Raw genomic sequence first — 13,050 nt, forward strand, 5'->3', positions numbered from 1 at the left:
AACGCGATATTCGGCGCCGTACGAGCGCCTTCTTCTTCCGCTCTTCCGCATACGAAAGGGCGGTGGCCCGGGGTGCTCACTCCCCGGGCCACCGCCCCGCTCGAACCGCGCCTGTCGCTAGGGCGACAGACCCTGGGCCACCTGCGTCACTTCGCCTGCGTCACTTCGCCTGCGTCAGGTCGTAGAACGTCGTGCCGTCGACCGTCACCGTCTCGAAGTTCTCCTGGACCCAGGAGCTGATCTGCGAGGAGGTGCCGTTGCTGCTGCCGCCCATGCCGCCGCCGGAGCCGCTGGAGATGAAGTAGTGGATCTTGCCTTCCTCCACGTACTTCTTGAACTCCGCGAGGGTCGGGGACGGGTCGGTGCCGTTGAAGCCGCCGATGGCCATGACCGGTTCGCCGGTGGAGAGCTGGTAGCTCGCCGCGTTCTGGGCGCCGATCGCGGCGGCGGCCCAGGTGTAGTCGCCGGCGTTCTTCTCCAGCAGTTCCTTGGCCTCGTCGCTGACGGAGGCGCCGTTGAGCAGACCGCCCATGCCGCCACCGCCGCCGCCACCCATACGACCGCCGTCGCCGTTCTGGGTCTGGCCACCGCCCTGGCCCTGCTGCTGGTTCTGCTGCTGGTTCTGCTGGCCCTGGCCCTGCTGGTTGTTCTGGCCGCCGCCGAAGCCGCCGGTCGGGGGCTGGCCCATCTGGCCGTTGCCGTTCTGGCCGTTCTGGCTGTTCTGACCGCCCTGCTGGTTCTGGCCGTTCTGCTGACCCTGCTGGCCGGGCATACCGCCACCGCCAGGACCGCCGCCCATACCGCCGCCACCGCCGCCGGGGCCGCCGCCCCGGCCGCCCTGGACGGACGGACCAGCCGTGACGATCGAACCGGTGTGCCCCTCGTTGAGAGTGGTGAGCGTGTACGCCGTAGGACCGGCGAGCGCGGTCACGATGCTCAGCCCGACGACGCCCATGGCCAGCTGCTTGCCGAGCTTGCCGACGAAGACCAGGCCGAGCGCGGCGACCAGACCACCGACCAGCACGACCCACTTCAGCCAGGGCAGGTAGTCGGAGGAGCGGTTGAGCAGGACGTAGCCCCAGACCGCGGTGGCCGTCATCGCGGCCGCCAGCGTGATCGACGCCCAGAACTTGGCGCGCTGGTCCCAGAGCAGGGCCGCGCCCATACCGACCAGCGGAGCGATGTAGGGGGCGAGGGCCACGGTGTAGTACTCGTGGAAGATGCCCTGCATAAAGCTGAAGATCACCATGGTGATCAGCAGGGAGCCGCCCCAGAGGAGGAAGGCCGCACGGGTGGTGTCCGTGCGCTTCAGCTTGCGGGTCGCCCAGATCGCGGCGCCCAGCAGGATCAGCGCGGCCGGGATCAGCCAGGAGATCTGGCCGCCGATCGAGGAGCTGAACATCCGGTCCCAACCGGTCTCGCCCCAGTTACCGCCGCCGTTGCCGCCGCCACCGCCGCCGACGCTGCCGGTCTCCTCGCCGTTGATCCGGCCGAGGCCGTTGTAGCCGAAGGTCAGCTCCAGGAAGGAGTTGTTCTGCGAGCCGCCGATGTACGGGCGGGAGGACGCCGGCCACAGCTCGACGATCGCGACCCACCAGCCACCGGCCACGACCATCGCGAGCCCGGCGAGCAGCACCTGGCTGACCCGCTTCTTCACCGAGGCCGGCGCGAAGACGACGTACACGATCGCCAGCGGCGGCAGGATCAGGAACGCCTGCAGGGTCTTGACCAGGAAGGCGAGGCCGATGGCGACACCGGCCCAGACCAGCCACTTCGTCTGCGCCTTCTCCATCGCGCGGAGCGTGCAGTAGACCGCGGCGGCCATCAGCAGCGCGAGGGAGGCGTCCGGGTTGTTGAAGCGGAACATCAGCGCGGCGACGGGCGTGAGCGCGAACACCGCCATGGTGATGAAGCCGGCCGTGGCGTTGAAGCGACGGCGTACGGCCGCCCACAGCACCCCGGCGGTGGCGACCGCCATCAGCACCTGCGGGAACAGGATCGCGAAGGAGTTGAGCCCGAAGAGCCGCACCGACAGCGCCATCGGCCAGAGCGAGGCCGGGGGCTTGTCGACGGTGATGGCGTTGGCCGAGTCGAGCGAGCCGAAGAAGAAGGCCTTCCAGGACTGGCTGCCCGCCTGCACGGCCGCCGAGTAGAAGGAGTTGGCGTAGCCGGATGCCGTGAGGTTCCAGGTGTAGAGGCCGCCGATCAGCAGCAGCGCGAGGAGGAAGCCGGGGCGCACCCAGCGGTTGTCCTCCGGCCGACCCCTCCAGAGCCTGCGCCCGAGGGGCTGCTTGGGCTCACCGGAGTCGGGCGCGGTCGGCGCCTCGGGCGCTTCCGGAACCACCGGTTCCGGCATGGCTGTTCTCGTCGTGGGCGACCCCAGGTCGGGGCCCGGCCCCCCTGGCCGGCTCGTCGTCTCGAACTGCGTGGTCATCGTGCGTTCCTCGAATCCTGATCGTGCGGGCGCACCGGCCGCATCTGCATGGTCGCGTCCCCCCAGGTGCGGTCCGCGGCATCTCCGGCGCGGAACTGGGTCGTCGTGTACGGGGATGTGCCGTACGGGAACGGGGCGTTCGGGGTGGGGCCGTTGGGGGTGTAGCCGTTCGGGGATGTTGCGTACGGGGTTGTCGCGTACGGGGCTTGGGGCGCGGAGGCGTACTCGGCGCGGTTGTCCGTGGCTGCCGCCGGGCGCCGGCCCAGCGGCTGGAACCGGTCCTGGTGGCCGTACGGGCCGGGCTGCCCCGGGCGTACCGCCGCCGAGGTCGCGTGGACGAGTGAGGCGGCGTGGTCGGGCTGGTGCGAGGCGACGACGGTCGAGCCCTCCGAGGAGCCCCCGTCACGCCGGTCCGGGAAGACCCACGCCCGGAAGAGCAGGAACCGCAGCACCGTCGCCGCGAGGTTGGCGGCGATGAGCACCGCCAGTTCCGTGGAGTGCGCGGGGGCCGAGGTCGCCGCGTTCAGTGCGGCGAGCGAACCGCTGGTGAGGGCGAGGCCGATGCCGAACACCACCAGGCCCTGCGCCTGGTGCTTGACGACACCGCCCCGGCCGCGGACACCGAAGGTGAGGCGCCGGTTGGCCGCCGTGTTGGCGACCGCCGAGACGAGCAGGGCGAGCGCGTTGGCGATCTGCGACCCCGAGAACGTCCGGAAGCCGCTGTAGAGCAGCAGGTAGAAGAGGGTGGAGAGGCCGCCCACGACACAGAAGCCGAGGAGCTGGCGGGCGAGGCCGCGCGGTACGTCCTGGATCTCGCGGTCGCGGGGGTCGTCCCCGAACGGCCGTGCGATCCGGTCCAGCGCGAGCGATCCGGTGGCGAGGGCCCTGCCGACCCGCCACACACCCTTGAGGTCGTCGGTCGCGGTCTTCACGATGTGGACGGTCGAGTTCGGGTCGTCGACCCAGTCGACCGGCACCTCGTGGATCCGCAGCCCGGCCCGCTCCGCGAGCACCAGCATCTCGGTGTCGAAGAACCAGCCGGTGTCCTCGACGAGCGGCAGCAGCACCTGGGCCACGTCCCGGCGTATCGCCTTGAACCCGCACTGCGCGTCCGAGAAGCGGGCCTGGAGCGAGCCGCGCAGGATCAGGTTGTACGCGCGGCTGATGAACTCCCGCTTCGGGCCGCGCACCACGCGGGAGGAGCGGGCGAGCCGCGAGCCGATCGCGAGGTCCGAGTGACCGGAGATCAGCGGGGCCACCAGCGGCAGCAGCGCGTTCAGGTCGGTGGACAGGTCCACGTCCATATAGGCGAGGACCGGCGCGTCGGACGCGGACCACACCGTCCTGAGCGCCCGCCCGCGCCCCTTCTGCTCCAGGCGGAAGGAGGTGACCTCGGGGATCTCCGCCTCCAGCCGCGCGGCCACCTGAGGAGTGGTGTCCGTGGACGCGTTGTCCGCGATCGTGATGCGGAACGCGTACGGGAACGTGCGCGCGAGGTGCTCGTGCAGTCTGCGGACGCACGGCTGGAGGTCCTTCTCCTCGTTGTAGACGGGGATCACTACGTCCAGGACAGGCGTACCGGCGTTTCCGGCCGGGAGGTGCTCCCGCGCCGGCAGGTTGCCGGGAGAAGAGTCGGTTCGCATGACACCGAGATTCGCGAACGGCTCTGTTATGCCCGTGTGGTGACGCTGTGCTGTGCCTGTGAGTCCGATTGCCAGTTTGTTGCGTCGGTTACAGCCTGGTCGGCGCCGTGGTCGAGGCCGTACTCCGCGTCGTCGAGCTGCCAGTTGGCGGCGTCGTCGAGCAGGGGCATGTCGCGGCCGAGGGCCGGCAGATGCACGGTGAACACGGTCCTGCCGGGCACGCTGTCGACGGTCACGGCACCGCCGTGCGCGGCCGCCACGGCCTGCACGATGGCGAGCCCGAGACCGGTCGAACCGGAGGCCCTGGACCGCGAGGAGTCCCCTCGCGCGAACCGCTCGAACACATGCGGGAGCAACTCCTGCGGGATGCCCTGCCCGTTGTCCTCGACGTCCACGCACATCCACGGCCCGCGCCGCTGTACGCGCGCGGTGACGGTCGTACCGGGTGGTGTGTGCGTACGCGCGTTCGCCAGCAGATTGACCAGCACCTGCTGAAGCCGTGCGGCGTCCGCCGACACCAGCGCGGGCATGTCCGGCAGATCGAGCCGCCAGTTGTGGCTCCGCCCGGCCACCCGCGCGTCGCTGACGGTGTCCACGACGAGCGGGATCAGGTCGGTCTGCTCGAACTGCAACGGCCGCCCGGCATCGAGCCGCGCGAGCAGCAGCAGATCCTCGACGAGCATGGTCATACGGCTGGACTCGGACTCGATCCGCCCCAGCGCGTGCCGGGTGTCGGGCCCTATCTCTTCTCTGCCCCGCCTGGTCAGCTCGGCGTACCCACGAATGGAAGCGAGCGGTGTCCGCAGCTCATGGCTGGCGTCCGCCACGAACTGCCGTACGCGCGTCTCGCTCTCCTGCCGCGAGTGCAGGGCACTGTGGATGTGGTCGAGCATCCGGTTGAGCGCGGCCCCGACCTGCCCGACCTCGGTGTGCGGATCGGTCTCCGACTCGGGCACCCGCTCGTTGAGGGTGACTTCACCGGTGTGCAACGGCAGCTCGGAGACACGCGTCGCGGTGGACGCCACCTTGCGCAACGGCCGCAGGGCGACCCCGACCAGCACGGAACCGGCGATACCGGCGGCGACGAGCCCGGCACCGGTGACGCTGAGCTCGACGACGATGAGGGTGTTGAGGGTGTTGGTGACGGACACGGTGGGCAGGCCCACGTAGAACGTGTCGTCGTCGCGGTTGGTCTCGTACTTGACCAGGTAGTCGCCCAGGTCGGGAAGGGTGACCTTGTGCGCCTTGCCGTCCTTCGAGACCTTGGCGAGCGCGGCGAGATCCGCCTTGCTCAGCGTGACGGCCGTCATGTCCGGCAGCCCCGTGGTGGTGGAGTTCGCCAGCTCGCCGACGACGCCCTTGACGATGGTCCCGTTCTCCACGACGGCACCGATCGTGCCCTCCAGCAAACCGCCCCTCGTGACGAACTGGAGCTTCTCGTCCGTCGTCTGGGTGGTGGTGGTGCCGGTGCCGCCCGGGGCCCCGGCCTGCACGCCGTCCGGCAACGGCCCCTTGGGCCCGTCGGTGCGCTTGCCGACGTCGTCGACCTTCTCCGCCAACTGCTCGTACAGATGCTCGCTCAGCGCGAAGGTCGTCACCGTCCCGATGACGGAAGCCACCACCGCGATCAACGCCACCGCGGAGACGACGAGCCGCGTACGCAGCGTCCGCGGCTGCCGTCCTCGCCTCAGCCTCAACCGCCTCGGCGTACGCGTCCGTCGTCGCCCGCTCATGACGCGGCGGGCTTGATCAGGTAGCCGGCCCCGCGCCGGGTGTGGATCATCGGCTCACGCCCGGCGTCGATCTTCCGCCGCAGATACGAGATGTACAGCTCGACGACGTTGGCCTGCCCGCCGAAGTCGTACGACCACACGCGGTCGAGGATCTGCGCCTTGCTGAGCACACGCCGCGGGTTGCGCATCAGGAAGCGCAGCAGTTCGAACTCGGTGGCGGTGAGGTGGATGTTCTCCCCGCTGCGGGACACCTCGTGGCTGTCCTCGTCGAGCATCAGGTCGCCGACGACGAGCACGGAGTCCGAGCGGCGGTCGGCGGCACCGGAACGGCGGATGAGCCCGCGCAGCCGCGCCACGACCTCCTCCAGGCTGAACGGCTTGGTGACGTAGTCGTCACCACCGGCGGTGAGCCCGGCGATCCGGTCCTCGACGGCGTCCTTCGCGGTCAGGAAGAGCACCGGCACTTCCGGCAGTTCCCGCCGCAGCCGCCCGAGAACGGTCAGCCCGTCCATGTCGGGAAGCATCATGTCGAGAACGACGGCGTCGGGCCGGAACTCCCGCGCGGTCTGGATGGCACCCGTGCCATCCCCCGCACTCCGGATCTGCCATCCCTCATAGCGCAGAGCCATGGAGAGCAGTTCGGTGATCGACAGTTCGTCGTCCACCACAAGCACTCGGACGGGGCTCCCGTCCGGCCTCAGCAGTTCGGTGCGCCCCTGGGGCGAGGTCGTGGTCATGCTGAACACCATGTCGGGGTCCCCTGAGAACACCCTTTCTGGAACCTGTGATTTTTCTGAGAAACGCACAGGCTCCTCTCAGGGAACCCCTGGGAAGATCCCTGACTTCTCGGACAGCAACCCCGCCGACCAGGGATTTCCCACGGCGTCCCTTAGGGAGACTCACCGACGCCCCACAGCTTCGCGATCACCCCCGAAGCCCCGTACGAACACGGCTTGACCCCGCCCTTATGCAAGCGCGGTCATTCTTCGCGCCCACGACCGTGATCACCCCACCGGCTCCCGCTTCACCCCTGGCTCCCGTCCCGCTCGAAACCATGACTCCGCTCGACCTTGGCTATGTGCAGTGTGTACCGCTCGTACCACTCGGCCCGCCCCCGCTGCTGCGCCGCCCGGTGCTCGGCATTGGTCCGCCACTCCTTCAGCGCCTCCCCGTCCCGGAAGTACCCCACGGTGATGGCCAACCCGCCGGGCGTCCGCGCACTGTCCATCCCGAGGAACCCCGGCACCTTCCGCACCAACTCCTCCATCCGCTCGGAGGTCTCGCCGTACCCGGTCTGATCCTCGGTCCGCACGGAGGTGAAGACCGTGACGTAGTAGGGCGGTTCAAAGGCGGGAACAGGCAAGACGGACGCGGAAGACACGACGGACGTGGAAGAGGCCGCAGGCGCGACGGACGCGACAGGGGCAACAGGTGCTATCTGCTGGTCACTCATGTCACCACTCTCGACCTGGTCCTCGGACGACGTCCACCACCTTTCCGAACGGGATCCAAACGGGATCAAAGTCTTTACCATCGCCCCCCGGCCCACCCGGGCAAGCCCCTCAGAACAACCCTCCCTGCACGCCCCCACCTCTCCTCAACTCCCGCACCGGCACGGTCAGTACGTCCCGCGCGCCCCCATCCACCGGCGCCGTCAGCTCCCACCCGGTCATCAGCCGGGTGTCGAGCACGACGACCCCTCGCCCGGTGGCCAGATTCAGATCCGGCCCGGCGACGGCGAGCAGCTCACCGCCCACGGCCCCGCCCGCGACCAGCTCGCTCACCACCCCGTCGACGGCCGGCAACCCGTCGAGCCCGAACACCCCGGCGTGGTCGACCGGTCGGAACGGCACCGGCTCCAAAGACTCCGGCCACCCGTCGAGCGCGAGGGCCCGCCCGTGCAGGGCCTCCAGCTCTCCGGCCCGCTCGCCGACCCCGGGCAGCTCGGCCCGTACGGCCCGCTTGTCGGCGTACGGAATCCGGTCCGGCACCTTGAGCGCGGCCCGCAGCACCTCCTCGGCGCGCCGCGCGGCCATCAACGGCCCCCGCCCGAGCCAGCCGAAGCAGACCGCCCCCTGCTCCAACAGCCGCGCGGACCCGCGCTCGACCCCCGTGATCCCGACCTTCACTATGCCGGGCCCGAACCATGCCAGATACACGTGGTACGGCCGTGGATCATCGGCGACGGTGTCGGCGGCCACGGAATGCGCCCGGTCCAGCCGAGCACACTCGTCGCACCGCGCTCCCGTACTCCGCCCCGACACCCCGGCCCGCAGCGGACACGCGTTCCCCCGCGCCCCGACACACGTCCGGACGCCCCCGTTCACCACCCCAAAGGCGACTTCCTTCCCCCGTGGCAGAGGACTCCTCCGCCCGCCTTCCCAGACCAGCAGGGGCTCAGCGCCGACCCACCGCAGCCCCGTACATCTCCACGCCCGTGCCATCCCCAACGACATTAGAGGACGCCACTGACAATGCCCGTGACCAGCAAAAACGCCAGCCGGAGCGATCGCCCCCTCAGCCGACGCCCCCGGGACTCCCCTCCGTGGAGCCGACCGCCACACGCCCAGCCCCCTCACCACCCACAACAACCACGCCGGCCCTCGCCCCCCGCCCGGCCATCCGGCACCCCAGACACCCGGGATGGCCGCCCCGAGCACCGCTGTCCCGCACCCGCATCCCCCACTCCGCACGCGGCCGCGCCCCCGGTGGCTTCCCCCACCCGCGCAGGTGCAGCGCCCAGGTGACCAGCGCACTCAGGGCGACGACAGCGAGCCCGCCCCCCACCAGGGGCCCACTCACCACGCACACCCCCAGCCCCACCACCACGCTCCCCACGGTGGCGATCCCGGTCCCGACCCACCCCGCGACGGTGTGCCCCTCGTCATACAGATGACCAGCCATGCGGCTACGCCCCTCCCCGTGCTCCGTAGAATTCCAAGAACCCCAAAGGCATCTCACGAACTAAGAAGTTCATATCATAAACTTCTCACAAACTAAGAGAAGTAGGAACAGGGAACAGGAAACCCATGCCGGGCAAGCCCCGCCCCACCGCGACACCCGCGCAGGCCATGACCGCGATGGATCACCTCATCGCCACGAGCCACATCGGCCAGCACGAGATGGCCCAGCGCCTGGGCCTCAACATCACGGACCTGACCTGCTTCGCCTTCGTACTGGAGGCCGGTGACACGCTCCTCACCGCCGGCGACCTGGCGGCCAGGGCCCACGTCACGACCGGCGCGGTGACCGGCGTCCTGAACCGCCTCGAACGCGCCGGCTACATCACCCGCCGCCCCGACCCGAACGACCGCCGCCGGGTCCGAGTGGAGGCGGTACCGGCCGCGGTAGCCCGGGTCGAGGCCCTCTACCTCCCGTACTACGCCCGCCTCAACGAACTCCTCGCGGACTACACCCCCGAGGAAATCGCCGTACTCCACGACCTGTTCACCCGCACGGGAACCCTGGTGACGGCATACCTGGAGGAACTACGCAAGACGGAGTAACCCTCACCCGTCACCCATCCCGACCCGACACCGGCCCGCCGCCGGGCCCCAATCGCAAGGCGACCAAACGAAAGAGGCCCCGGATCTCTCCGGGCCTCTCGCCTGTGTGCGCCCGGCAGGATTCGAACCTGCAACCTTCTGATCCGCAGCTCTGTAGAGATCGGTCATTGAAGGTCATACAAGCTGCGGGGAGGGCCGTGAGGGTTGGTGTTGGGCGCTGCCGGTTGCTGGGGTTGCTGTACTTCGTTGCTGTACAGCAGGATCCAGACCGGGGGTGAGGTCCTGGAGCGGGAACAGCTCGAACGGCTGCTGGGCGGTGGCGACGAGGCGTCGTTGGCCGCTCCGTCTGCTCTCCGCGCTGGCGCTTCTCACGTTGTCTGGGACGGAACGACGTCAGCCGAGTCGCTTGCGACGGTCTACGGGCGCCGACTCCGTCACACCCTTCGGAGGGGCAGGGAGACCTCCGGCTTGGCGCGGGCGGGTGGCGGGCTATGTGTAGGGGTGTTCACCTGCGTTCGTAGGAGGCGGGCCTTCGAGGCGGGTGTGGCGCCATGCCCAAGGGCTGTGTGACGTTGCGTAAGGAACCCTTAGCCGCGCCTACAGCGACGACTATCCGCACCCTTGTAGGTCTTCGAACATTGGCTTCTGCTTGCTTGTTTGAGCCGTGTCCTTGTGGTCTTTGTAGTCGGCGAATGTTTTCTCGCTGATTTTACTGGGAACGGTTTTGCCATTTGCGTCTGTCTTGTACCACTGGCCTGCGGTGTGGAAGTGCATGGTGAATTGGTCGAATTTAATGCCGTCAGGGGGGTCGACCGAGAACTGAGTGCAGGGTCCGAGGACCGAAATCTTGTATAACCTGTTGGCTGTGGCATCGAGCAGCAGGACGCGGTAGGCCGGAACCAGACTGCGGTTTTCGATGAGGAGGTGCCGTGCGCCGTTGCCTTCTTCAGGAACGTGCCATGCGACGCGATACGCGGTCGCCAAGCGATTCGTGATCCGATCGTTCGCGTAGGCCATGCCCGCAAGGCGATTCGCCAGCTCTTCGTTCGAGCTAGCCTTATTCGACGCGGACACCGACACGCTGATGCTGACGATAGAAATGGCCAGGGCTGCGACCGCACCCACTGCGGTGGCCATCTCGGTACCGAGATTTACTTTCTCCATGGACGGCAGGCGCTTCCATGCCTGCCATGTGGATCGAATGCCCATAGCGCCAATCTGAACCGCGAAGGATATCTGGTTTCCATATTGTGGCAGCCAAGATCCGCATAAATCCCGACCGACGCGCCTGCGATGGCCATCTCCGAACCGAGCTCGGCATGTTCAGGACCGCCCTTCAGGCGCCCACGCCCGCCGGAACTTCCATCGGTGCAGGCCCGCGTTCAACTGACGGCGGGGCACTTCCGATGCGGCCCGTCTGAGCCTCAGCCGACGACAGCCAGCCACAGCGGTGGGTCGGCCGCCCGACCGGGCGCGCGTGTGTCTCGCTGCACCCCCACTGGCCTCAGCCACGCTGCCGGTGTCGTCGGCCAGAGCAGGCCGCGACGGCCGGTCCGTGAAGACAACGCCGGAGGGTATTCACCCCTCAAAGCTCTCAGCTTGGGAAGCTCGTGTTTCCCGGCCTGGGAAGCCCTGCTGACCTGCGACTAAGTGGTCGGCTCCGGAAGTCCTTCGGGGGTTGGTCAAGCTGCCAGTCCGACGGAGGCTTCTTCCGGGTGGTCGACGGTGTGCTGGTCGAGCCTGGCCAGCAGGTCGTCCAGGTCGGAGGCAGTGAACTTCCACTGGAACGGCTGTGCCGTGGCGTTGTAGCGGTCTTCGAAGGCTCGGAGCCGGTCCCGGACCTCGCTCAGGCCGGTGAAGCCGTTGGGCGAAACGACCTTGCGCTGCACGACGGAGAAGAAGATCTCCACCTGGTTCAACCAGGAGGCGTGCACCGGGGTGTGGACCAGCACCGAGTTGGGGAAGGCTGCAGCCAACCGTTCGGCGGCCTTCTTGCCGCGGTGGGAGGAGCCGTTGTCGACGATCCAGAACACGCGCTTGGCGCTGGCGTACGGCTCCTGGCTCATGACCTGGGCGACCAGAGCCATGAACGGGTCGATGCCGGTGCGGGGCTCGGTGCGACCGAACACCTTCGCGTGGTGGACGTCGTAGGCGGCCAGATAAGCCAGTGCGCCACCGCGGCCGTAGGTGTGGTTCACGCGCATCGCGCGGGCCTTGCCGGGGGCGAGGGTGGGGTGGCAGCGACAACGGGCCTGGATCGAGGTCTTCTCGTCGGCGCTGACGACGAATTCGTCCGCGTCGAGCGGCTCGCCGTTCCAGGTGCGGGCGTATAGATCCAGGACGCGCGCGGCCTTGGCGCGGAAGTGGGGGTCGGTGATGAAGATCCAGGAGCGGTGTTGCCAGGGCTTGAGGGCGTCCCGCGCGAGCCAGCGGCGCACGGTGGAGGCCGACAGGAAGGGCGCGATGCCGCGCTTGACGGCCTCGCGGGCCAGTTCGGGGGTGGTCCAGCGGGACAGCGGCGTGCCGGTCTCGGCAGGCAGTTGGCAGGCGAGGGCCTTGACCTGGGCGGCCTGTAGCGGGGTGAAGGAGGGCGGGCGTCCGGTGCGCTTGCGGTCGGCCAGGCCCGGCATGCCCAGCTCGGCGAAGCGGCTCCGCCACGTGCGCACGGTGTCCACGTGCACGCCGACCAGCTCGGCGATCCGCGCGTTCGGCAGCCCGCGGGCCGCATGCAGCACGATCTGCGCGCGCACTCGAAGCCGGTACTCGGTCTTGTGGCCCCAGGCTGCCTTCTTCAACCGGTGCCGCTCGGTGGCAGTGGAGGATATCGGGCGGGCGGCGGCAGCGGGCATGGCAGGCAAGCTGACTTACGGAGCCGACCAGTTAGCCTCGCAGGTCAGACAGGTCCTCGTCACTGAGACTGAGATCGTTCGCCGCTAGGTTCTCCTCCAGGTGTTCGAGAGAACCCGTACCCGGAATCGCGAGCACCGTCGGCGAGGTCGCCAGCAGCGAGGCGATCGCGACCTGCGCTGTGGTCGCGCCCAGACGTGCTGCGACCTTGCCGAGCCGTTCGGCGTCGAGCGGGCCGCTGCCGACTCCGCCGCCGAGCGGGAAGTACGGCACGTACGCGATGCCCGCTTCCTCGCTTTCCGCCAGCAGCCCCATGTCACCGGTGTGCCTGTTCTGCACCGCCGCGACGGGCGCGATCGCCCGGGCCTCGGCGAGCTGGGCGCCGTCGACGTTGCTGACGCCCAGGTGTTTGATCAGCCCCTCCGCGCGGAGCTCAGCCAGGACCGCGAACCGTTCGGCGATCGACTCGCCACCTGGCCCGGTCATCCCGCCGACCCGCAGATAGACCAGGTCGAGCCGGTTGAGACCTAGACAGCGCAGATCCGCCTCGACTAGGCCGCGCAGCTGATCAGCCGTCGCCTGCCCGCTCGGCACACCGTTCGGTCCGGGCAACGGCCCCACCTTCGTCGCGATCACCAGGTCGTCACGGTAGGGGGTCAATGCCGTATGGATCAGCTCGTTGGCCCACACCGCGTCCCTGCCGTAGAAGCCGGCCGTGTCGATGTGGTTCACGCCCAGCTCCACGGCCCGGCGGAGCACCGCGATGCCCGTCTCGGGATCTCGCGCCGGACCAGCGAAGGTGCCCATCGCCAGGCGCATCGCGCCGAAGCCGAGCCGGTTGATCGTCAGCTCTCCGCCGAGGGAGAAAGTCTTGATCGTCATGACGC

General features: G+C 69.0%; 11 protein-coding genes. 1 reads left to right on the forward strand and 10 read right to left on the reverse strand.

What is annotated here, in order from left to right; translation table 11 throughout:
* Positions 1-160 precede the first annotated feature (160 nt).
* The 7 genes from SGFS_RS28500 to SGFS_RS28530 all read right to left on the reverse strand — a co-directional run bounded on the left by SGFS_RS28500 (position 161) and on the right by SGFS_RS28530 (position 8,714).
* Positions 161-2,434 (reverse strand): ArnT family glycosyltransferase, encoded by a 2,274-nt coding sequence (locus SGFS_RS28500; RefSeq protein ID WP_286254519.1) that lies wholly within the window; start codon positions 2,432-2,434, stop codon positions 161-163.
* Positions 2,431-4,077, reverse strand: coding sequence for a bifunctional glycosyltransferase family 2/GtrA family protein (locus SGFS_RS28505; protein WP_286254521.1), 1,647 nt, complete (start codon positions 4,075-4,077; stop codon positions 2,431-2,433). Before SGFS_RS28505 ends, SGFS_RS28500 begins: the two co-directional genes overlap by 4 nt.
* A gap of 26 nt (positions 4,078-4,103) precedes the next feature.
* Entirely contained in the window at positions 4,104-5,810 is a 1,707-nt protein-coding gene (locus tag SGFS_RS28510; RefSeq protein WP_286254523.1) for a sensor histidine kinase, read from the reverse strand.
* On the reverse strand, positions 5,807-6,547 hold the full coding sequence (locus tag SGFS_RS28515; protein WP_286254525.1) for a response regulator transcription factor: 741 nt from the start codon (positions 6,545-6,547) through the stop codon (positions 5,807-5,809). The genes SGFS_RS28510 and SGFS_RS28515 overlap by 4 nt, the downstream gene beginning before the upstream one ends.
* A gap of 287 nt (positions 6,548-6,834) precedes the next feature.
* The gene (locus tag SGFS_RS28520) at positions 6,835-7,263 is read right to left on the reverse strand and encodes an antibiotic biosynthesis monooxygenase family protein (protein ID WP_286254527.1); all 429 of its coding nucleotides are present in this window, start codon (positions 7,261-7,263) and stop codon (positions 6,835-6,837) included.
* Positions 7,264-7,372: 109 nt separating this feature from the next.
* Entirely contained in the window at positions 7,373-8,254 is an 882-nt protein-coding gene (locus SGFS_RS28525) for a DUF2797 domain-containing protein (RefSeq protein ID WP_286254530.1), read from the reverse strand.
* 73 nt (positions 8,255-8,327) lie between these two features.
* A complete protein-coding gene (locus SGFS_RS28530; protein WP_286254531.1) occupies positions 8,328-8,714 on the reverse strand; it encodes an HGxxPAAW family protein in 387 nt (128 codons plus the stop codon).
* A 125-nt stretch (positions 8,715-8,839) separates the two neighbouring features.
* Here SGFS_RS28530 and SGFS_RS28535 point away from each other — a divergent pair, with 125 nt between their 5' ends.
* The gene (locus SGFS_RS28535; protein ID WP_286254532.1) at positions 8,840-9,316 is read left to right on the forward strand and encodes a MarR family winged helix-turn-helix transcriptional regulator; all 477 of its coding nucleotides are present in this window, start codon (positions 8,840-8,842) and stop codon (positions 9,314-9,316) included.
* 609 nt (positions 9,317-9,925) lie between these two features.
* On the opposite strand, the gene SGFS_RS28540 is transcribed toward SGFS_RS28535, so the two are convergent.
* The 3 genes from SGFS_RS28540 to SGFS_RS28550 form a co-directional block, all read right to left on the reverse strand.
* Entirely contained in the window at positions 9,926-10,525 is a 600-nt protein-coding gene (locus tag SGFS_RS28540) for a hypothetical protein (RefSeq protein WP_286254534.1), read from the reverse strand.
* Between the two features lie 473 nt (positions 10,526-10,998).
* The gene (locus tag SGFS_RS28545) at positions 10,999-12,165 is read right to left on the reverse strand and encodes an IS630 family transposase (RefSeq protein WP_286254536.1); all 1,167 of its coding nucleotides are present in this window, start codon (positions 12,163-12,165) and stop codon (positions 10,999-11,001) included.
* A gap of 31 nt (positions 12,166-12,196) precedes the next feature.
* A complete protein-coding gene (locus tag SGFS_RS28550) occupies positions 12,197-13,045 on the reverse strand; it encodes an oxidoreductase (RefSeq protein WP_286254537.1) in 849 nt (282 codons plus the stop codon).
* Between the last annotated feature and the right edge of the window lie 5 nt (positions 13,046-13,050).

Source organism: Streptomyces graminofaciens, assembly GCF_030294945.1.
In the GTDB taxonomy this organism is placed as follows: Bacteria; Actinomycetota; Actinomycetes; order Streptomycetales; family Streptomycetaceae; genus Streptomyces; species Streptomyces graminofaciens.